This window comes from Paenibacillus sp. Mc5Re-14 (assembly GCF_001049835.1).
GTDB lineage: Bacteria > Bacillota > Bacilli > Paenibacillales > Paenibacillaceae > Paenibacillus > Paenibacillus polymyxa_C.
In genome coordinates this window covers 414,794-436,395 of the sequence record NZ_CVPD01000001.1, presented here as the reverse complement: position 1 = coordinate 436,395, position 21,602 = coordinate 414,794, and the positions used below count along the sequence as shown (strand labels likewise).

Annotated in this window: 21 protein-coding genes; 19 read left to right on the top strand and 2 right to left on the bottom strand. The window is 47.8% G+C overall.

Going from position 1 to position 21,602, the window contains the following annotated elements; translation table 11 throughout:
* Positions 1-315 precede the first annotated feature (315 nt).
* Together rsmD and coaD are read left to right on the top strand one after the other, a co-directional pair.
* On the top strand, positions 316-957 hold the full coding sequence (rsmD, locus tag BN1546_RS01890; RefSeq protein WP_090735571.1) for a 16S rRNA (guanine(966)-N(2))-methyltransferase RsmD: 642 nt from the start codon (positions 316-318) through the stop codon (positions 955-957).
* Positions 950-1,471: a pantetheine-phosphate adenylyltransferase gene (coaD, locus tag BN1546_RS01885; protein WP_013370628.1), complete on the top strand. Its 522-nt coding sequence runs from the start codon at positions 950-952 to the stop codon at positions 1,469-1,471. The genes rsmD and coaD overlap by 8 nt, the downstream gene beginning before the upstream one ends.
* On the opposite strand, the gene BN1546_RS01880 is transcribed toward coaD, so the two are convergent.
* Complete coding sequence (locus BN1546_RS01880) at positions 1,434-2,717, bottom strand: nucleoside recognition protein (RefSeq protein WP_090735569.1); 1,284 nt, start codon at positions 2,715-2,717, stop codon at positions 1,434-1,436. The two genes, coaD and BN1546_RS01880, sit on opposite strands and share 38 nt — an antisense overlap.
* Before the next feature lie 196 nt (positions 2,718-2,913).
* Between BN1546_RS01880 and BN1546_RS01875 the strand changes: the two genes are divergently transcribed.
* Positions 2,914-3,945: a SepM family pheromone-processing serine protease gene (locus BN1546_RS01875; RefSeq protein ID WP_090735566.1), complete on the top strand. Its 1,032-nt coding sequence runs from the start codon at positions 2,914-2,916 to the stop codon at positions 3,943-3,945.
* Here BN1546_RS01875 and BN1546_RS01870 read toward each other — a convergent pair.
* On the bottom strand, positions 3,935-5,170 hold the full coding sequence (locus tag BN1546_RS01870; RefSeq protein ID WP_090735564.1) for a nucleotidyltransferase: 1,236 nt from the start codon (positions 5,168-5,170) through the stop codon (positions 3,935-3,937). The two genes, BN1546_RS01875 and BN1546_RS01870, sit on opposite strands and share 11 nt — an antisense overlap.
* 349 nt (positions 5,171-5,519) lie before the next feature.
* Here BN1546_RS01870 and BN1546_RS01865 point away from each other — a divergent pair, with 349 nt between their 5' ends.
* The 16 genes from BN1546_RS01865 (at position 5,520) to rpsP (ending at position 21,586) form a co-directional block, all read left to right on the top strand.
* On the top strand, positions 5,520-6,041 hold the full coding sequence (locus tag BN1546_RS01865; RefSeq protein WP_064963117.1) for a YceD family protein: 522 nt from the start codon (positions 5,520-5,522) through the stop codon (positions 6,039-6,041).
* 190 nt (positions 6,042-6,231) lie between these two features.
* Positions 6,232-6,405 carry a 50S ribosomal protein L32 gene (gene rpmF, locus BN1546_RS01860; RefSeq protein WP_013370634.1) on the top strand — a complete coding sequence of 58 codons (174 nt, stop codon included), beginning with the start codon at positions 6,232-6,234 and terminating at the stop codon, positions 6,403-6,405.
* 276 nt (positions 6,406-6,681) lie between these two features.
* Positions 6,682-7,278, top strand: coding sequence for a transcription factor FapR (fapR, locus tag BN1546_RS01855; protein WP_014599659.1), 597 nt, complete (start codon positions 6,682-6,684; stop codon positions 7,276-7,278).
* Positions 7,262-8,254 carry a phosphate acyltransferase PlsX gene (gene plsX / locus BN1546_RS01850; protein ID WP_025676841.1) on the top strand — a complete coding sequence of 331 codons (993 nt, stop codon included), beginning with the start codon at positions 7,262-7,264 and terminating at the stop codon, positions 8,252-8,254. The genes fapR and plsX overlap by 17 nt, the downstream gene beginning before the upstream one ends.
* 8 nt (positions 8,255-8,262) lie before the next feature.
* Positions 8,263-9,252, top strand: coding sequence for a beta-ketoacyl-ACP synthase III (locus tag BN1546_RS01845; protein ID WP_090735561.1), 990 nt, complete (start codon positions 8,263-8,265; stop codon positions 9,250-9,252).
* 81 nt (positions 9,253-9,333) lie between these two features.
* A complete protein-coding gene (fabD, locus tag BN1546_RS01840; RefSeq protein WP_090735558.1) occupies positions 9,334-10,275 on the top strand; it encodes an ACP S-malonyltransferase in 942 nt (313 codons plus the stop codon).
* Between the two features lie 51 nt (positions 10,276-10,326).
* Positions 10,327-11,076, top strand: a complete 750-nt coding sequence (gene fabG / locus BN1546_RS01835) for a 3-oxoacyl-[acyl-carrier-protein] reductase (RefSeq protein WP_013370640.1) — start codon at positions 10,327-10,329, stop codon at positions 11,074-11,076.
* A 109-nt stretch (positions 11,077-11,185) separates the two neighbouring features.
* Entirely contained in the window at positions 11,186-11,419 is a 234-nt protein-coding gene (locus tag BN1546_RS01830) for an acyl carrier protein (protein WP_007429985.1), read from the top strand.
* A 228-nt stretch (positions 11,420-11,647) separates the two neighbouring features.
* Positions 11,648-12,886, top strand: a complete 1,239-nt coding sequence (gene fabF / locus BN1546_RS01825) for a beta-ketoacyl-ACP synthase II (protein WP_013370641.1) — start codon at positions 11,648-11,650, stop codon at positions 12,884-12,886.
* Between the two features lie 12 nt (positions 12,887-12,898).
* The gene (rnc, locus tag BN1546_RS01820) at positions 12,899-13,597 is read left to right on the top strand and encodes a ribonuclease III (RefSeq protein WP_013309856.1); all 699 of its coding nucleotides are present in this window, start codon (positions 12,899-12,901) and stop codon (positions 13,595-13,597) included.
* 255 nt (positions 13,598-13,852) lie between these two features.
* On the top strand, positions 13,853-17,422 hold the full coding sequence (gene smc / locus BN1546_RS01815) for a chromosome segregation protein SMC (protein WP_090735555.1): 3,570 nt from the start codon (positions 13,853-13,855) through the stop codon (positions 17,420-17,422).
* Positions 17,423-17,460: 38 nt separating this feature from the next.
* Positions 17,461-18,477 carry a signal recognition particle-docking protein FtsY gene (ftsY, locus tag BN1546_RS01810; protein WP_058829470.1) on the top strand — a complete coding sequence of 339 codons (1,017 nt, stop codon included), beginning with the start codon at positions 17,461-17,463 and terminating at the stop codon, positions 18,475-18,477.
* A gap of 153 nt (positions 18,478-18,630) precedes the next feature.
* Entirely contained in the window at positions 18,631-19,281 is a 651-nt protein-coding gene (locus BN1546_RS01805) for a PAQR family membrane homeostasis protein TrhA (protein WP_013370644.1), read from the top strand.
* A 166-nt stretch (positions 19,282-19,447) separates the two neighbouring features.
* A complete protein-coding gene (gene ylxM, locus BN1546_RS01800; RefSeq protein ID WP_013370645.1) occupies positions 19,448-19,816 on the top strand; it encodes a YlxM family DNA-binding protein in 369 nt (122 codons plus the stop codon).
* Positions 19,817-19,867: 51 nt separating this feature from the next.
* Positions 19,868-21,244 (top strand): signal recognition particle protein, encoded by a 1,377-nt coding sequence (gene ffh / locus BN1546_RS01795; RefSeq protein WP_013370646.1) that lies wholly within the window; start codon positions 19,868-19,870, stop codon positions 21,242-21,244.
* A 69-nt stretch (positions 21,245-21,313) separates the two neighbouring features.
* Positions 21,314-21,586, top strand: a complete 273-nt coding sequence (gene rpsP / locus BN1546_RS01790) for a 30S ribosomal protein S16 (RefSeq protein ID WP_013370647.1) — start codon at positions 21,314-21,316, stop codon at positions 21,584-21,586.
* The last annotated feature ends 16 nt before the right edge of the window (positions 21,587-21,602 follow it).

The following is a 21,602-nucleotide window of genomic DNA, read 5'->3' as shown; positions in this document are numbered from 1 at the left end:
GCAAAATGCAGATTAGAAAAAATAATACATAAAGCTGCTTTAAAGCAGCTTCTTTTTATGCAAAAAAACAGGCGCTCTACGAAAGAGCGCCCGAATGGGAGAGGAGAAACCGGACGAAGAGCTTATGGGGAAACGTAAGTCTTCTCCGCGGTTGTCTACGACATTGGTTGAATGCCGATATCCTAAGGATGCCCAGGAGATGGTTTTTTATACCTGCTTCATCACTAAGTTTTTCAAACGGCGGTGCATGTGGTACGATAACGTCATAATCTTTATATGGTTATGAACACATATAGAAAATAGGTGAGTTTCAGCGTGAGAGTGGTATCGGGTAGTGCCAAAGGAAGGCCGTTAAAGGCAGTTCCCGGCACCGGGACGCGACCGACCACGGATAAGGTCAAGGAAGCGCTATTTAGCATGATAGGTCCTTATTTTGATGGAGGAGTCGCGCTTGATTTGTTTGCTGGCAGTGGCGGCCTGGGGATAGAGGCGCTTAGTCGGGGAATGGACAAGGTAGTTTTTATTGATATGGAATCCAAAAGCATTGATGTCATTAAAGAAAATTTGCGAAAAACTGGATTGGAAGGAAAGGCAGAAGTGTTCCGCAATGATGCCGGACGAGCGCTCAAGGCGCTGGCAAAACGTGGAGCTCTTTTTGATGCAGTTTTTCTGGACCCGCCTTATCGTCTCAAGCACGGGGATGAATTGATGAGCCGCATGGCAGAGTTGGACTTGCTTCGTTCAGGTGCAATCATCGTGCTGGAGTATGAATCGGGACATGAGTATCCGATAAGTTTCGGACCGTTTGAACAGGTTAGAAAAGCGGTCTATGGTGAAACGGCGTTATCCATTTATCACTTTGCAGATGATGCTTTGTCAGACGCCGAAGAACATACAGAAGCCGAAGGGGGCAAATTCGGCATCACCGAATCAGACGGGGAGGACCATCATGATTGAGCACAAACCACGTGTTGCCGTATATCCGGGAACCTTTGATCCCGTGACGATGGGGCATCAGGATATTATTCAAAGAGCGGCCCGACAGTTTGATTTACTGATTGTCGCGGTTCTTAACAATATTAGTAAAAATCCGCTGTTTTCACTTGAGGAGCGAATGGAGCTGCTGCGGACGGTAACTCGCGATATTCCAAACGTTGAAGTGGACAGCTTTCGTGATTTGACAGCAAATTATGTACGTCAAAAAGGGGCTCAGGTTATTGTCAGAGGAATCCGGTCAGTGACCGATTTTGAATATGAGCTGCAATTGGCCTCTACCAATCATAAGCTGAACCCGGATGCGGAAACGATCTTTATGATGACCAATCCGGCTTATTCATATCTGAGTTCCAGTATGGTGAAGGAAATTGCGCATTTTGATGGCAAGGTCGTAGATCTGGTGTCACCAGAGGTGGAAGACGCACTGCGTGCCAAGGTTAGCGCGAATCGCGGTGGCTCCACCATGAAGTCATAAAGGAAACGGCGAGCAGAGCAAGTATAATCGTACTTAGAAGTACGACGGACAGTACGGTCAGTTGCCAGGGGTACATGGATGTTCCTTCTATTTGTGTTAATAAACTGCTGGCTCCGACCATGACAGATTGTATACCAGAGTCATTTACACTTTCCGAAAAAGAAGATACAGAACTGCGACTGATGTAAGCAGGAATTGTATTACTGACAATGTGGCTAAGCGGAGTCCATGCCGCCAAGGTCAGTCCAAAAGCAATGATCCCATGGAGCACTCGTGATAAGGTGAAGGTGATGCCCTTGTCGGAAGGTCTGGTGACGGCGGTAATTTGAAGCCAGCCGCACAAGCCGCCCCAGCCTAACACAGCGCTGATCAGCGCTGCTTGTGTACGGAGATCGTTGGGCAGACGGCTGATTTCATAGGAACCCAGATGGATTTCCATCCAGGCAGGCCACACCATAGAAAGCGTCCCTTGACCTGAGTATAGGGTCAGCAGCCGAATCAGTACGGAAAAGAAAATAATGAATCCACCTGTCACCATCAGCGTCTGTACAGCATGGGATACGGTTTCGCCTAACAGTTTTCCAAAACTGCGACCGTCCCGTTCTTTGGCAGAGCGGGTAGCTTCCCATGCGGATCGGATCAGGGAGGTGGTAGGGCGGGAAACAGAAGCGAGCCGGATGGCAGCTGGCGTTTCCCGTTTTTTCGATTTTCTGGACGATTCAGGTAATCTGGCTGTGATCCAGCCTGCCAGCAGCCCAGAAATCCAGTGAACGGCAAGTAACAGCCCGCCTACAGCAGCATTGTGCAGCAGTCCTGTGCCAATGACGAGCAGGATCGTAATCGGATTGCAGAAATGAGCGATAGCGGTCAGACGTCGAAGCTGAAGCGGGGTCATATCCTCCTGCTGTGCCCATTGGCGTACCGCTTCCGCAGCAGCCGGGAATCCCGCAGTTAGGCCGAGGGCCAACACCCAGCCGCTTCGTCCCGGCAGCCGAAACCAAAATCGCATGAACGGCTCCAGCAGAACACCTAGACCATGTACCAGACCAAAGGCGATGAGCATTTCAGATAGCATCAAAAAGGGCAGCATGGCCGGGAAAATAATGCTCCACCATAACTTAAGCCCCTGGGTAGAGGCTTGAAATACTTCTTCTGGTGAGGCGACAATAGCCACTACAAGCAAAATGGCTCCGAGGCCAAGCAGCAAGGTTGTCCAATAAGGAGCAGGGCGGGCTTCCTTTTGCATCAAAGAGTTCACCTCTCATAAATATACTAAGAGAGTCGGATGCTGTCTCCAGCGTTTATTCACGTTCATTGTCTGGGTAGAGGTTGCTCGTACACGTTGTCGTAAACAATGTATGCTTTTTTGGAAGGCTTGAGAACAGGTGGAGCAAAGGCACTTGGGTAAGATAGGAGAAGTTAGGCTGCAAGGGGGAGAAGCAATGATGCAAATTAACCGGAAAAGAGCCTTTTTTACAACCGGTTATGTCTTAATACTGGCTGCAATGGTCTATGTGCTGGTTTATATGCCAACCCCTTATCTGATCTATGGACCAGGTGGGGCAAACGAGATCAAACCGATGGTTAAAGTACAGGAAGGGGATAGCAGCGAACGGGGGAGTTTTATGATGACGACGGTATCGGCGAGATATGCCAATGTCATCATGCTAGCTATGTCCAAGCTGGACAGCAACTCGGAGATTCAGCGCAAAGAGGATCGTCTGCATGGCAGAAGTGAAGATGAATATGCAGCAGAGCAGGTATGGTATATGGGGGATTCCCAATCTTCCGCGATGGAGGCTGCCTATACCCGTGCTCATGTTCCCTATCGCATTGTGCCGGATTATGTGTATGTATTTAAGGTTCCGGGACCAAACAGCGTGTTTGAGCCCGGAGATGAAATATTAGAGTTGAACGGTACGAGGGTAACTGATAATCATTCCATTCGGAAGGCCTTGGAGGATGCGAAACCGGGAACGCTGGCTAAAGTGAAGCTAAAGCGCGATGGAAAGTTGCTGGCAGTGCAAGCTCCATTAACAACCATCACGGACAGTGAGACGGGAAAAGAACGTTCCGGGTTTGGCGTCAGTATTGCCACGGTACAGAAGGTAGAGCCGAAGGATGGACGTAAAACGATTCATTTTACATCTACGGATGTCGGCGGTCCCTCGGCAGGTTTGATGTTTACTATGGAAATCTATAACCAGCTGACACCAGGTGACTTAAGTAAGGGATATCGTGTAGCCGGTACGGGTACTATTGATAAGGACGGTCAGGTTGGAGCGATTGGTGGTGCCAAGTATAAAATTGTCGCTGCTGACCGTCAGGGCGCGGAATTGTTTTTCGTCCCGGCGGATAATTATAAAGAGGCAAAAGCCAAAGCAGAGCAAATCGGAACCCAGATGAAGCTTGTCCCGGTTCGCAAGCTTGGCGATGCGCTGAATTATATGGAAAAGCTGCCTATTAAACCATAACGGGGGGCCGCAAGTAATCAGCATACATGTGACGGATGGCGGGACGCGGCATCCCGGCTGCATGTATGGCGGCGGCGGCAGTATCCCAGTCCAGATGGGCATGTGACCCGGCAGACGGCTTGACCCATACTGGCAGGGCGGCTGTGTCTTTCATTTGCGCCAGCAGCTTGCGTCCAGCCCTGTTAAAGCCGAGCACGCGGATATAGCCGGGACCTTTCGCCAGCTCAGCGGGAGTCATATCCGCTTTGGCATGATTCAGCAAAATATGTGTACACATTCGCTGAAGCTTCGTACGAGTATAGCGTTTTGTCTTGACAGCGGCAAACAGAGCCTCCACAGAGGGCTGGGGCAGCGTGTACAGCGATTGCTGCAGGCGATGTTCCAGCCCTTCGGTGACCTCGTGCAGCTCCGCCAGCTGCTGCGGGCTCTGCGTGATCAGGGCGTTCAGCAGTGGCTGGCAGAACGCTTCCCAATGCAGCGGCGCGCGTTCTTCTTGCCACTCGCGCTGCAAAATCTCCAGGGTCGCCGCAGGTACGTACGGCGATGCGGCCTCCGGCCCGCCGTCCAGCAGTAGACGGCGGATGGCCGTGGCGCTGGCGATGACTCCGTCCGCAGGAGCCACGGCTTCGTGGTAGCCCGATCCCGTGCGGGCTACCGTGAAGGGCTTGATCGTGCTGCCCAGTCGTTCCAGCGCAATCAAGTAATGCAGCCCCAGCGTATTGTTGGGCTGTTGCATAAGAGCGGCGAGCGCAGCGCCGTCCGCTCCTTCGGCCGCCAGCGCGGCTGCGGCTCCCGCGTAGGCGGCGGGATAGCTCGCGCCCTTGCTCAGGCGCTGGGCGATGCCGGCCTTGAGTTCGGCCGGCTCTGCCGCCAGCACGCGAGCCAGCGTGTGCAGCGGGGCGATGTCTCCGCTCTCGCTGCCGAAGCAGAGCGCGTCGACGATGCCCGTCGCGCACAGCAAGGTCACCGCGCCGCGGGCAAACCATTCTGCGGGCTGGACAGCATAGGCTACAGGCAGCTCCAGAACCAGGTCTACGCCCATGGCGAGTGCCATTTCGGTGCGCGACCATTTGTCTGTAATCGCGGGTTCGCCCCGTTGAAGGAAGGGACCACTCATCACAGCCACCGTGCGCTGTGCACCAGTGATACGAAGGGACTCCTTCCAGTGATGGACATGTCCGTTATGCAGGGGATTATACTCTACAATGATACCGAGTGTTTTCAAAACTGTATGTCGGCTCCTTTCTTTAGTAGCTTATTTGATAACTATTTTGAGTGGTTTACTACCAACGAATGCATGTTTTCAGGGCAGCTATCTGGTATTTCATCATGCACTTCAACAAGACCATTGAGACCTAGAGCAAAAAGCTTTATACTCGCATTATTGTACACGAAGAGTGGCGGGGGTACGAATACTCACAGGTACATGATGAATACAACACATTTTTGCATCCGCGTAGATCTTACCGAACCATTGGAAAACCAATGGATTTGTAAGTGGTGTAAAGTGAAAGGTGTTGACAAACGACTCGATCAGTCGTTATAATAATTTTTGTTTGTTTGGAGTGATAGTGATGCAACTATTTTTTCGCAAAGTAGCAACAAGTGACGGTCCCTTTCCTATCCGTGAATCTCTTAATGTGAGTGAATTGGTGGATGATCGTGCTGATGTTACAGCCGTTTCCCCGCTGGAGACCGACTTGGTCGCCGTTAGTCTGGGTCAAGGCTCGATGAGTGTGGAAGGCAAGTTGACCGCAGGTCTGGACATGCTTTGCTCACGCTGTTTGAGCCCGATGCACGAGGATTTGAAAATTGAATTTCGTGAACGGTTTAAGCAAACCTCATCTTCAAGTGTTGAAGAGGAGGATGAAGATGGCGATTTTATCGCAGTGACGGAGGATTCCTTCGACATTGCACCGTATTGTGAAGAACTGTTTGTACTGCATGTGCCGTTTGCGCCTGTATGCAGTGAGGATTGTCAGGGCATCGCGCCAGCGGCTGGACAAGACTGGAGCCTTGGCTCCGACGACAGTAACGATAGTGATACGGAAAAGATTGATCCGCGTCTGGCAGGGCTTAAGGATTTTTTTAAATGAGAATTGAGTTCAATTCTGAAAAAAATCATCATCCGCTTGTGCCGGGAAGTTATTGAACCGATACGTGGATGTTGCAGGCTTGATTCACCGGCTGTAAGATCATTGTCTTCTGGCATTTTCTTTCGGTCTTGAATGAGATAAGAAGTCATACCCGTTATGCGGGGTTGATCTGTTTAAGGAGGTGGGAATAATGGCAGTACCTCAACGGAGAACATCCAAAACTCGTCGCGACAAACGTCGTACTCACTTTAAACTGGAAGTACCAGGTATGGTGAAATGCTCCGAATGTGGCGAATTGAAACTTGCTCACCATGTGTGCAAAGTTTGCGGAACGTACAAAGCTAGAGAGATCATCTCTCAATAATGTCCGATAAGCGGATTCTTTGGAATATTCGCAGAGAAAGTAGCGCTTCACTACAGTGAGGCGCTACTTTTTTTATCAGCATGCTTTCTTTTTGCGTCAGCATGCTATATACTGTTTTAGTACCAGGTTCTAAGAAAGAAGGGCCTAAGAGGTTCCTTTATACATACAAGAAGACAAACCGGCTTGAAGTTTAGCCGTTAGAACGTAAAGTAACCTGAACTGTCGGCTGAACGGCAGTTTACTGTAGGGAAAGGAGGCGTCACTGATATCGAACGTTTGCCGAAGAGACAGAGACAGCAACGGCTGACTCAATTAATTGATGATAATCCGTTCGTGACGGATCAGGAATTGACAAGACAGCTGAAGGTAAGCATTCAGACCATTCGGTTGGACCGGATGGAACTGGGGATCCCGGAATTGCGGGAGCGGCTAAAGCTGATGGCTGAGCGCTCCTACGATCAGGTTCGTTCCTTGCCTTTACATGAAGTAATTGGGGACATCGTTGATCTCCAGTTGGATCGAAGTGGTATTTCGATTTTTGAAATTAAAGAGGAACATACTTTTTCACGCACAGGCATTGCACGAGGACATTATGTGTTTGCGCAGGCCAATTCATTGGCCGTTGCCGTAATTAACGATGAGATAGCATTGACCGCTTCAGCGGATATTCGCTTTGTTCGTCCGGTTCATTTGGGTGAAAAATGTATTGCCAAGGCATATGTACGCTCAAATCCAGAACAAAAAGGAAAGGCCAAAGTGGAAGTGTTTGCCTACGTAGGAGAAGAAATGGTGTTCCAAGGCAACTTTGTCATTTATCGCTCCACGGAGGAAGAGTATAGCGAAGGAGGAAGTCAGCATGCGGATCGCCATTGATGCCATGGGGGGAGATAATGCTCCTGAGGCGACAGTAGAGGGCGCGTTATCTGCGGCGGCGGAATGGAAGGATACAGACATTACGCTGGTTGGTGACCGGGAACGGATTGAATCGGTTTTGAACGGCAGGGCGCTGCCGACGAACCTCACCATTCGCCATGCGTCCGAAACGATAGATGCGCAGGACGAGCCTGTAAAGGCAGTGCGGCGTAAAAAGGATGCCTCAATGGTCGTAGCGGGTCGAATGGTTAGAGAAGGTGAAGCGGATGCCATGATATCCGCAGGTAATACAGGCGCTCTGATGACTACAGGATTGCTAGTGGTTGGAAGAATGGAGGGCATTGAACGTCCGGCTCTCGCGCCGATGATACCAACGATTGATGATCAAGGTATACTGGCGCTGGACTTGGGGGCCAATATGGATGCCAAGCCTGAACATCTTGCCCAATATGCACTGATGGGGAGCTTGTACCGTCAGAAGGTTCACGGATTGGCTTCTCCAAGAGTGGGTCTGCTGAATGTTGGGACTGAAGCAGGAAAAGGCAACGAACTGACAAAGTTGGCATTTCCACTTATTGAGCAGTTACCTGTCAATTTTGTGGGGAATGTTGAATCCCGAGATGTGTTAACTGGAAATTGTGATGTATTGGTGTGTGACGGATTCGCCGGAAACATTATGCTAAAATCGCTAGAGGGAACAGCTGGAGCGATATTTTCTCTCCTTAAAGAGCAGTTCACCAAATCCTTAAAGACCAAGCTTGCAGCGGCCTTGATTATGCCTGAGCTTCGGGGTCTGAAGGGGAAACTGGATTATAAAGAGCACGGCGGGGCTCCTTTGTTGGGGTTGAGCGGACTCGTCTTAAAAAGTCACGGTTCGTCTGATGGCATTGCCGTCAAAAATGCGGTAAGGCAGGCTCGTACGGCCTTGCAAAACCGGTTGGTGGAAAGTATATCCAAGGAAATCAGCAGGAAGTGAGTGACGATATGAATAAATTACGGCCGGTTGGTGTTATCGGAACAGGGAAATACGTACCTGAGAAAATTCTGACCAATAAAGATTTGGAAGAAATCGTTGAAACAAGTGATGAGTGGATTGTTAGCCGTACAGGGATTCAGGAGCGCCATATTGCTGCTCCAGAGCAGGCTACATCTGATTTGGCTTATGAAGCAGCAGTTAAGGCGTTGGAGTCTGCGGGTATGACGGCACAAGATCTGGACCTGATTATAGTAGCTACGGTTACACCAGATATGGCATTTCCGTCAACTGCTTGCATTCTTCAGGACAAGTTGGGGGCCAAAGGCGCAGCGGCTTTCGATTTGTCTGCTGCATGCTCGGGTTTTGTGTACGGGCTGGCTACGGCAACGAGTTTCATTAAGACAGGTATTTATAACAATGCGTTAATTATTGGTGCAGACTGCCTTTCCCGGATTACAGATTATACTGACCGCAACACCTGCGTTCTTTTCGGAGATGGAGCAGGAGCTGTAGTGATTGGTGAAGTACCTGAAGGTAGAGGATTCCAATCCTTTGATCTGGGGGCTGAAGGCGCTGGAGGCACCTTGCTCAAGTTGGAAGCTGGGGGCTCACGTTTGCCTGCGAGTGCGAATACACTGGAAAATAAACAGCACTATATTTACATGAACGGACGCGAAGTGTTCAAGTTCGCGGTTCGCGTTATGGGAACAGCAACGGTTGATGTGTTGGAGAAAGCTGGGATGTCCAAAGACGACATCGATCTGTTCGTTCCGCATCAAGCCAATATCCGAATCATCCAATCCGCAATGCAACGTTTGGATTTGCCAGAGGAAAAGGTAGTTATTAATGTTAATAAATATGCGAATACATCCGCAGCATCTATTCCTCTCGCTCTTGTGGAAGCAGCTGAGGAAGGCCGCATGAAGGAAGGCGACCGTATACTAATGGTGGGCTTTGGCGGCGGTTTGACCTGGGGTGCGTCGGTTCTTATCTGGTAATTAAGTGGAATTTTTGATATAATATTGAATTTGTCTGGTGTTTTACAGAAGAAGCATTGGATACAGAGAGGTGCATGCACGATGGGCAAAACGGCATTTATATTTCCCGGTCAGGGTTCACAAGCTGTAGGTATGGCTAAAGATGCTTATGAAGCAGTTCCAGCTGCAACAGAAGTATTCCGTAAAGCGGACGAACGTTTGGGTTTCGCGCTAAGCACACTGATATTTGAAGGGCCTGACACAGCCTTGAAGCAAACATCCAATACGCAGCCTGCACTGTTAACGGCGAGCATTGCGTTGTATGAAGCGTTCAAGGAAAAGGGCATCCGCCCTGATTATGTGGCTGGGCACAGTCTAGGAGAATACAGTGCGCTAGTGGCTTCCGGTGTTCTCACATTTGAGGATGCAGTTGAGACTGTTCGTGCACGTGGTCAGTTTATGGAGCAGGCCATTCCTGATGGACAAGGCGGGATGGCTGCTGTGCTGGGAGCTGATCGTGAAGCATTGGCAGCATTGTGCCGTGATATTACGGAGTCTGGCCAACTGGTTGAATTGGCCAACATCAACTGTCCCGGACAGATTGTTGTATCCGGTACAAAGGTGGGCGTAGCTGCCGTCGCTGAACGTGTGAAGGAAGCAGGCGGTAAGCGTGCTATTACTTTGGAGGTCAGCGGACCTTTTCATTCGTCATTGATGAAGGAAGCGGCGGACAAGCTCTCCGGTAAATTGGAGACTGTGAAATTTGCTGAAGCCCAGATTCCGGTTGTGACCAATGTGACAGCAAAACCTGTACGTGAGGGAAGTGAAATTCGCCAACTGTTGGTGGAACAGGTCTATTCTCCGGTACTATGGGAAGACAGCGTAGCATGGTTACTGGAACAAGGTGTGGACACCTTTGTTGAGTTTGGACCGGGAAGTGTTTTGACCGGACTGGTTAAAAAGATTGACAAAACGGTTAAGCTGTATAACATGAGTAGCCTGGAGTCGTTTGCTTCTATAACAGAAGCCCTGGAAGCCCGCTAAAAGTATTAATGATTGCCTTTACGGGTTAAATACTTGCAAGGGAGGACTATGATGTCTAAGCCATTGAGTGGAAAAACAGCGCTGGTTACGGGAGCGTCGCGCGGAATTGGCCGTAGTATCGCACTGGCGCTGGCTGAAGCAGGGGCTAATGTCGCAGTAAATTATGCTGGTAGCGAAGCGGCTGCGACTGAGGTAGCAGAGCTGATTCGTGCCAAAGGTGTAGAAGCTATTACAGTTCAGGCTAATGTGGGACGTGCTGAAGAAGCTGATCAGTTGATCAAGGATGTAATTGGCGCTTGGGGCAAGATTGATATCCTGGTGAATAATGCTGGCATAACAAGAGATAATTTAATCATGCGGATGAAAGAAGAGGAATTCGATCAGGTGATCGAAACGAATCTTAAGGGTGTGTTTAATTGTCTCAAGGCGGCCACACGCCCAATGATGAAGCAGCGTTCTGGACGAATTATCAATATCTCTTCCGTTGTTGGTGTACTTGGTAACGCAGGACAAGCCAACTATGTCGCTGCTAAAGCGGGAGTGATTGGTCTTACTAAATCCTCTGCTAGAGAGCTTGCCTCAAGAGGAATTACAGTGAACTGTGTGGCTCCTGGATTCATTGATACTGAAATGACGCAGGTGCTGGCTGATGATTTGCGTGACAATATGCTTAGCGGTATTCCGCTGGCCCGTCTTGGACGGCCTGAGGAAATTGCAGATGTGGTGCTATTCTTGGCCTCGGATGCTTCCTCATATATGACGGGCCAGACTTTGCATGTGGATGGCGGCATGTATATGTAGTTCTTGTTGCCAATCCGCATGCCCCGATGGAGAGTAGTTAATGAAAACTCTCTTCTATGGCATTTTAATTGTAATTTTCGTATAATACCATAAGGAGGAGGTGAGCCGGATGTCCGATGTATTGGAGCGCGTAAAACGCATTGTCGTTGACCGTTTGGGAGCCGACGAAGCCGAAGTTACACTTGAAGCATCTTTTAAAGATGATTTAGGCGCTGATTCTCTCGATGTAGTTGAATTGGTTATGGAATTGGAAGATGAGTTTGATATGGAAATCTCTGATGAAGATGCAGAGAAAATTACAACTGTAGGTGAAGTTGTGAAGTACATACAATCTCATACCTAATTCATGTCATCAAAAGTCCCGTTCTGTTACAGGCGGGACTTTCTCCTAATTATACAGATTGAACTAAAGACGGAATTGTCGCGTGTTTTTGACTTCATCTCAGCTTCACTTCGTCAAGGGCTGAGTATAATGCGGCATTACTAACTTTAGTTGATTCTATATTATTTTTGTACACAAGCGTGTGCGAACTAAAAATACAATTTGCAGTAGACATAGAGGTGATTATCTTTGAAACAACGTGTTGTCATAACAGGAATGGGTGTAATCACTTCGCTGGGACAGGATTTGAACACACTATGGGATAATCTGATGGCTGGAAAATCTGGTATCAGTAAAATCGAAGCTTTTGATACAAGTGAATACACTACGAAAATAGCCGCTTCCATTAAAGATTTTAATCCAGAGGATTATATCGATCGTAAGGATGCGCGTAAAATGGACCGCTTTGTGCAGTTCGCGGTTGCTGCTAGTAAATTGGCGCTTGAGGACAGCAAACTCGTAATCGGAGAGAATGTGGATGCTGAGCGTGTTGGTGTATCTGTTGGTTCTGGTATTGGCGGATTGGGCACTTGGGAAGATCAGCATAATGCACTGATCGAAAAGGGACCTAAACGCGTAAGCCCTTTCTTCATTCCGATGATGATTGCTAATATGGGTTCCGGTCAAGTTTCGATCTCACTCGGTGCTAAGGGTCCCAATACATCGCCAGTTACGGCTTGTGCCACAGGTAGTCATGCTATCGGTGATTCCTTCCGCATGATTCAGCGCGGTGACGCTGACGCTATGATTTGCGGCGGTGCCGAAGCAACGATTCGTCCGATTGGTATTGCTGGATTTTGCTCCATGCGAGCGATGTCCACACGTAACGATGAGCCGGAAAAGGCAAGTCGTCCATTTGATACCGAACGGGACGGATTTGTTATGGGCGAAGGCTCTGGTGTACTGATTCTGGAATCGTTGGATCATGCTTTGAAGCGTGGTGCACATATTTACGGCGAAGTGATTGGCTATGGTCTTTCAGGCGATGCCCATCATATGACGGAGCCTGATCCAGAGGGAGCAGCACGCTGCATTAGAATGGCGATCCGTGATGCTGGATTGAATCCTGAAGATATCGATTATATCAATGCACATGGTACATCTACGCCGGTTGGTGACAAATCGGAGACGGAAGCAGTTAAGAAAACGCTTGGAGAGCATGCCTATAAGGTAGCGATCAGTTCAACCAAGTCGATGACAGGGCATCTTCTGGGTGCAGCGGGAGGCGTTGAAGCCGTAATTTGTGGTCTTGCGCTCCAACATCAGACAATTCCGCCAACAATTAATTTGGATAATCAAGACCCGGCTTGTGATCTTGATTATGTACCTAATAAGCCGAGAAAAGCGGAACTGAATGTGGTTATGTCCAATTCCTTTGGTTTTGGCGGTCACAATGCTACGGTTATTCTAAAAAAATATGAAGCGTAAGGGGTCAGTTCGTTGAGTGGAGACTTGAAGCAATTACAGCAGAAACTTCATATTCAATTCAACAATCGGCAGCTTCTGAAGCAGGCTTTTACGCACGCTTCCTACGTAAACGAACATCGGTTCAGTCAGCATGCAGATAATGAGCGTCTGGAATTTCTGGGTGACGCTGTTCTGGAACTGACGGTGTCTGAGCAATTGTACAATCAGTACCCTAACCGGCCCGAAGGCGAACTAACCAAGTTGCGTGCAGCTATTGTCTGTGAGCCTTCTTTGGTGAAGTTTGCTGTCGGGCTTGAGTTTGGGCAGTATGTATTGCTTGGAAAAGGTGAAGAGCTGACAGGCGGACGTACTCGTCCTGCTCTGTTGGCTGATGTGTTCGAGGCGTTCGTAGGCGCGCTTTATTTGGATCAGGGTCTGGAAGCCGTCCGGTCGTTTCTAGAACGTTATATTTTTCCTCAAATTGTATTAAACGGTAAGCTTCAGATGAGTGATTTCAAAACAGAGCTTCAGGAACTGACGCAGCATCATAACATGGGGATGCTTGAATACAAGATTGTCGAGGAACGCGGACCTGCCCATGAACGCGAGTTTGTAGCCGAGGTATATATGGACAGCGAACGGCTGGGGGCAGGTACAGGACGCTCCAAAAAGGAAGCTGAGCAGCAAGCGGCGGCAGTTGCTTTAAACCGTTTGAAGCTGGCGGAATCGTAATCGGTACCTGAGCGGCCCGAACGGGTGACGCAAGCAGAGGACACAAAGTAAGAGCAAAGGGCAGTCCGCGGGGAGTCCCGGCCCATAATGGCGAATGGACTGCGTTTTGCTCTTTTTTCGTGGCTTTACTGCTGTAAGGTGAACGTCGATACTGTGCTTTTTTCAAATTAGTCTTATGCTACAATAAGGATAATTCAATCAATCAGGTCAATGAAGTTGTACAAGCATATTTGAATGTTAGAGGTGAGATTGAGCATGTTTTTAAAGCGCATTGAGCTGGCGGGCTTCAAATCGTTTGCAGATAAAACGGAAATGGAATTTGTCCGCGGCATTACGGCAGTCGTCGGACCCAATGGGAGTGGAAAAAGTAATATTTCCGACGGAATTCGTTGGGTGTTGGGCGAACAGAGTGCCAAATCACTGCGTGGCGGCAAGATGGAGGACATTATTTTTGCAGGTAGTGATGCTCGTAAGGCTGTTAATTACGGTGAAGTATCACTTACGCTAGATAATGAAGATCAGGCATTGCCTCTGGATTTTGGTGAAGTGACGGTAACGCGACGTGTGCATCGGAGTGGGGATAGTGAATATTTCATTAATCGTCAATCATGCAGACTTCGGGATATTACTGAGCTGTTTATGGATACAGGGATTGGTAAAGAAGCTTATTCGATTATTGGGCAAGGACGTATTGAAGAAATTTTGAGTACCCGATCTGAGGATCGACGGGGTATTTTTGAGGAAGCCTCGGGTATCGTAAAATATAAATCACGTAAAAAAGATGCAGTTCGCAAGCTGGATGAAACAGAGCAAAATTTGCTGCGCATTCACGATTTGGTCAGTGAACTAGAGGATCAGATTGGACCTCTTAAGGAGCAGTCTGAAAAGGCGATTCATTTTAAAGAGCTGCGCAGTGAATTAAAATCAAAAGAAATTTCGATGTACGTCCATCAAATTGAACAAATTCACACTTCATGGAGCGATGCGACTTCCAAACTAGCTTTGTTGCAGCAAGAGCAGCTTCAATTGTCTACAGTGGTGTCCCGCCATGATGCAATGCTGGAAAACGATCGTAATGAATTACGGCAGCTGGAAGAGCAAGTAGAACGTCTGCAAAAGGATCTGCTGCAATACAGTGAAGCTACAGAAAAAAGTGAAGGCTACGGTGAATTGCTCAAAGAGCGCACACGCAATTTGGAGGCCAATCGGGAACAATTGATCTTATCCCTCAGCACAAGCGAATCACGGCATTCCGAACGCAAAAGCGAACTGGATCAGCTGAACGAAAAGCTGTCAGCGCTGAATGTAGAGCTGGACGAGTTGCGTGCGCGTCTGTCTGATGAAGAGGCCAAACTGATTGGCGTCACAGGTGGGATCAGCCAGGAGCAGGAAGAAAGCCTAAAGGGTGGTCTGCTGGAGCTGATGAATCAGATGGCGCAGGCGCGTAACGAAATTCGTTATACTGACCAACAGAAGGAAGCGTTGGAACGCCGAGCGAATCGCGTCAGTGATGAATCCGGCAAATGGGAAGCCCAGAAAGCTGAACTTGAACAGCGCAAAAAAGGATTGGAAGCGACGATTCAGAAGCTGGGACAGGAAATTAGCAGTTTGCGCAGTGGCTATATTCAGGGAAGTGAACAGTACCAGGCCCTGCAAAAACTACTGGAAGAAAACCAGGGCACGGTTCGTAAATGGGAACAAAAACGTGAGGCTCAAATTTCACGGCGAGATACGATGAAAGAAATGCAGGATGACTTTGACGGCTTCATGCTCGGAGTTAAAGAGGTGTTAAAGGCTTCACGCAAGGGGACTTTGCACGGTGTGCATGGAGCAGTAGCAGAGCTGATTCGGGTACCTGAGCATTTAGAGCAGGCGATGGAAACCGCTTTGGGCGCTTCAGTTCAGCATATTGTAATGGAAAATGAATCGGTATCCAGACAGGCGATCAGTTTTCTAAAGCAACGTCAATTGGGCAGAGCGACATTCTTGCCTATGGACGTTATCCGCCCGCGACAGATCGGTGCTGGAGAACGTCAAATTGTGGAAAGCGCAGAAGGCTTTGTCGGGATCGGTGCAGATCTTATTCAGTACGATGATCGATATGCCGGAATCGTAGGCAGTCTCTTGGGGAATGTGGTCATTGCCCGTACGCTGGAAGATGCCAATCGTATTGCGGCCCGTTGTCAATATAGATATCGTGTTGTCACGCTTGAAGGCGATGTTGTCAATGCAGGTGGTTCCATGACTGGGGGGAGCCAGTTCAAGAAAAATGCTAATCTGCTGGGCCGTAAACGTCAGCTGGATCAGTTGGATCAAGACATTCTAGATACGGAACAGCAAATTGCAAGGTTGCGCCAGAGTGCAATAGATACCAAACGACAGTTGGAGGAGACACAGACCCGTCTGGATGAATTGCGCCAGGGCGGCGATGTGAAGCGGACCGAAGAGCAGCAGATGGCAATGGAGCTCAAACAAATTGAGCATGAACTTCGTCATGTTCTGGAGCAGGTAGCTGCGTCTGGCCAGGAGAAAAAAGGCTTTGACCAGGAAATCAAGGAGTTGGAAGCTTCCCGTGCAGAAGCACTGGTAAAGTTGGCTGCGCTGGAGGAAGAAGAGAAGAAAACGCATCAAGCCATTCACGCTGCCGAATTTGCTCGTAAAGCGAATGAATCAGCCAAAGAGCAGCTGCAAGGAGAGCTCACCAATCTCAAGGTAAGAGAAGGCAAGTTGGACCAAGAGCGCTTTTCATTGGAAGAGCAGATTCGCAGACTGCGTGGGGATTATGATACCCTTGGTAAGGATTCAAGACAAAACAAGACCTTGCTTGCTTCCATCGAAGCGGATTTGCTCACCAATGAGCAGGAGACCGTGAAACAAATTGAGAATCTTAATCAATACCGTTTGAAAAAGGAAGAAGCTGCAGAGCAATTGGAATTCAAACGGGCTGCACGCAGCAGCTTGTCCAAAAAACTGGAAGTTGCTGAGAATGACACAAAAGAACAGCGAATTCAGCTTAAGTCGGTGGAGGAACTGCTTCGCCAAACAGAAATTGGAGTAAACCGACTTGATGTGGAACTGGAAAATGTTTTGAAAAAATTAAGTGATGATTATGAACTCAGCTATGAGCTGGCCAAGCAACGTTACCCTATACCGGAAGATATTGAAGGTACGCAGAGTGAGGTGGAAAGGCTCAAACGCGGGATATCTGCGCTGGGTGAGGTCAATCTGGGTGCTATTGAGGAATACCAGCGTGTACATGAGCGCTATACGTTTCTTGATGAGCAAAAGTCTGATTTGGTAGAGGCCAAGACAACGCTCTATCAGGTTATTCGTGAAATGGATGATGAAATGTCCAAGCGCTTCAAGACCACGTTCGATGCGATTCGTCGCGAATTTGGAACGGTTTTCTCCAAGCTGTTCGGAGGCGGACGTGCAGACCTTGTGTTGCTTGATCCGGAACGTTTGCTGGAGACGGGCATTGACATTGTAGCTCAGCCTCCAGGCAAAAAACTTCAAAACTTACAGTTGTTGTCAGGCGGTGAACGGGCTCTAACAGCAATGGCTTTATTATTTGCCATTTTACACGTTAAACCTGTTCCATTCTGTGTACTCGATGAAGTAGAGGCAGCATTAGACGAAGCAAATGTGGTGCGTTTTGCTCAGTATTTACGGGAATTCTCAGAGCAGACACAGTTTATCGTAGTTACACACCGTAAGGGCACCATGGAAGAATCCGATGTGCTGTACGGGGTTACGATGGAAGAAGGCGGGGTTTCTAAACTCGTATCTGTCAAGTTGGACAACGATGAAGCTGAGATTGCCTGACATCAAATAACATACTTTCAGATCAACGGAGGGAATTCATGAGTTTCTTTAGAAAATTGAAGGAAAGCATCGCAAGCAAAACGGAATCGGTCACAAAGCAGTTCAAAGACGGTTTAGAAAAAACACGTAAAGGTTTCGTTGAAAAAGTAACGGACCTGATGATTCGCCGTAAAAAAATTGATGAGGAATTTTACGAGGAACTGGAAGAAATTCTGATCGGAGCGGACGTAGGCGTCAATACGGTTATGAACCTCATTGAAGACTTGCGGGGAGAAGTGAAAAAACGCAAAATCGAGGATGCGTCCGAGTTACAGCCTGTACTGTCGGAAAAGCTGTCTGAGTTGCTGCGGGGGAATGACAATAGTCAGCTCAAAATGAATCCAGACGGGATTACGGTTATTCTATTCGTAGGCGTCAATGGAGTCGGAAAAACAACGACCATTGGCAAGTTGGCTCACCGTTTTAAACAAGAGGGCAAAAAAGTATTGTTGGCTGCTGGAGATACGTTCCGGGCGGGCGCGATTGAACAGTTGGAGGTTTGGGGCCAACGGGCAGGTGTAGAGGTCATTAAACAGCAATCTGGTTCAGATCCAGCTGCGGTTATGTTTGATGCCGTACAGGCTGCCAAGCAGCGTCAAGTAGATGTTTTGTTATGCGATACAGCAGGACGTCTTCAAAATAAAAGCAATCTAATGGAAGAATTGAACAAGATTTTCCGCGTTATCCAGCGTGAAATTCCAGACGCTCCTCATGAAGTGTTGTTGGTACTTGATGCGACGACTGGACAAAATGCACTTAACCAAGCCAAGCTGTTTGGTGAGAAGAGCGGCGTAACCGGTCTGGTACTGACAAAATTGGATGGTACAGCAAAGGGCGGGATTGTTGTTGCTATCCGTCAGGAATTGAATTTGCCTGTTAAGCTGGTGGGCTTAGGTGAAAAAGTGAATGATCTTCAACCATTTGATTCAGAACAATTTGTTCATGCATTGTTCGCCGGTTTGATCCAAGAAGAGGCTGTCGAAGCAACTGCTGCTGGCGAGGAAGAGCAGAGCTAATCCGTTTGATTAGACTTGCTTATAAGTCTGGGACTAAGCAGTGCTCCTGTTGCTGCGTAAGTTCGCCCAATTGTATAATGAAAGCAAAAGGTTTGACGATGCCGGATAAATTTCTTGTATAAAAATATTACTCAGGAAGCCGGGTGAAAAACGATGGCAAACACCTATACTTATTCCCGCCGGGAAGAAGTAGCTAACGCGATTACACATGGTATTGGAGCCGTTTTAAGTGTAGCAGCACTTGTGCTACTCATTGTTTTTGCTAGCATGAAAGGAACTGCTTGGCATGTCGTAAGCTTTACAATTTACGGGATTACAATGCTGTTGCTGTATACCAATTCCACGTTGCTTCATAGCCTGCGTGAAGGAAAATTGAAGGATTTGTTCGAAATATTCGATCATTCTTGTATTTACCTGTTCATTGCAGGTAGCTACACCCCTTTTATGCTCGTTGCCTTGCGAGGTACTCTGGGATGGACGCTATTTGGAGTGATTTGGGGGATCGCTTTGTTTGGTGTACTGTTCAAGGCGTTCTTCACCAAACGCTTCCTGTTTATGTCTACTGTGTTTTACATTATAATGGGCTGGCTCATTACAATTGCCTGGAATCCCCTGATGGCCATTGTTCCCGCCGGAGGGATGACGCTATTGTTCGTGGGTGGTCTTATGTATACGCTGGGCACGATTTTTTATGTGTGGCGGGCATTTCCATATCACCATGCGATCTGGCATCTGTTTGTTTTGGCAGGCAGCATACTTCATTTTCTGGCTGTTCTGCTGTATCTTACTCCAGTAAGGGTTTGAGTGAGAGGGGCAAAAAAGTCGATCTATTCTCCCGTTTAAGGGCAGTGGATCGGCTTTTTTTTGTATGACAAGGGATAACGCTTGACATCTTCTTTTCTTTTATGTATCATAAGGAACGTTGAAAAGAACTGTAAAGTGTTTTTCCTTGACGATGGAGGTATACAAGATGAGTCAGGAGAATCGGCTGGAAAAGACAAACCGGATTAACCGACTGTTTGACTTCTATGAACCTCTACTTACAGAGAAGCAACAGATGTTTTTAAAATATTACTTCCATGATGATTTTTCTTTAGGGGAAATTGCATCGGAATTTCAAATTAGCCGTCAGGCAGTCTATGAACATATTAAACGTGCTGAACAGGTATTAGAAATGTATGAGGAAAAGCTTGGATTGCTAAGTAAGCATGAACGTAGAATCCAAGATTTAGAGGAACTGAATGCGACGTTATATGATGCATTCGGTAAAGTTGGTAAGCCCGATAAGGATACATTGCAACATGTCCAACAAATTGTAAATCGCCTGCAGGAATTGTAGGATATATAAATGAAGAACTAACAACCCTGGTAGACAAGGAGGTGCGAAAGTATGGCATTTGAAGGATTATCGACTCGCTTGCAAAATGTATTCAGTAAACTGCGCGGCAAAGGAAAAGTGTCTGAGGATGATGTAGCTCAGGCGATGCGTGAAGTGCGATTGGCTTTGCTTGAAGCGGACGTTAACTTCAAGGTTGTAAAGGACTTTATTGCCAAGGTAAAGGAGAAATCCGTTGGTAAGGAAGTGATGGACAGCTTTACGCCAGGCATGGTCATCATCGACATTGTAAACAAGGAATTGACTGAGTTGATGGGTGGCAGTCAGGCCAAGCTTGCCAAAGCAAACAAACCGCCTACAGTCATTATGATGGTGGGTCTCCAGGGCGCAGGTAAGACGACGACGTCAGGTAAACTAGCGAAGTTGTTGCAAAAGCAAAACCATCGTCCATTGCTTGTAGCTGGTGATATTTACAGACCTGCCGCGATCAAGCAGCTTCAGATTCTCGGTGAGCAGATTAACGCACCTGTATTTACATTGGGAGATCAGACAAGCCCGGTGGAAATCGCAAAACAGGGTTTGCAGCATGCTAAAGATAATGGTAATGACTACGTTATTATAGATACTGCCGGTCGTCTTCATGTTGATGAAGAACTGATGGAAGAGTTGCGCCAGATTCATACTAATGTCAAGCCGGATGAAGTTCTGCTGGTTGTAGATAGCATGACAGGACAGGATGCAGTTAACGTTGCGGAGCACTTTAACAATAGCCTTGAGTTAACGGGAGTTGTACTGACAAAGCTGGACGGCGACACTCGTGGGGGCGCGGCCTTGTCGGTTAAAGCTGTGACAGGATGCCCGATCAAGTTTGCTACATTGGGTGAAAAGCTGGATGCAATGGAGCCATTTCACCCTGAGCGGATGGCTTCACGGATTTTAGGCATGGGTGACATGCTGTCCCTGATTGAAAAAGCGCAGTCCAATATCGACGCGGATAAGGCGAAGGAAATGGAACGGAAAATGCGCAATGCCGAGTTTACTTTCGAGGATTTTCTGGAGCAAATGGATCAGGTTAAGAAGCTTGGCCCAATCGACCAGATTCTCGATATGATTCCTGGTATGGGCAACATGAAGCAAATGAAAGACATCAAAGTGGATGACAAACAGATGGGCCGGATTGAAGCTATCGTTCATTCGATGACTAAACAGGAAAAGCAAAACCCAGACATGATTAATCATAGTCGTCGCAAGCGGATTGCTGTAGGCAGTGGAACATCGCTGGCTGAGGTAAATCGTCTCATTAAGCAATTTGACGAAATGCGCCGTATGATGAAGCAGTTCTCAGATATGATGGGTCCTAAGGGTGGCAAAAACAAGGCTCTGAAACAGCTGAAGAGTATGGGCAAAGGTATGAAGTTTCCTTTCCGCTAAAAGGTCGATAGGCCTTTGGAGTTATAGGATAGCAATATACAGTCTACTTTTTGAAGGAGGTGAATTTTCGTGGCAGTTCGTATTCGTCTGAAACGTATGGGTGCACATAAAGCTCCTTTCTATCGCGTCGTGGTATCTGATTCCCGTTCCCCGCGTGACGGTCGTTTTATCGAAGAAATCGGTTACTACAACCCTATTACAGTACCAGCGGTTGTAAAAATTGATGAAGATAAAGCGCTGAAATGGTTGCAAGATGGTGCACAAGCATCCGACACTGTTCGCAACTTGCTTAGCAAAGCGGGCGTGTTGAAAAAGTTTCATGAGCTTAAAACACAGAAATAAGGTGCTGATACGGAGG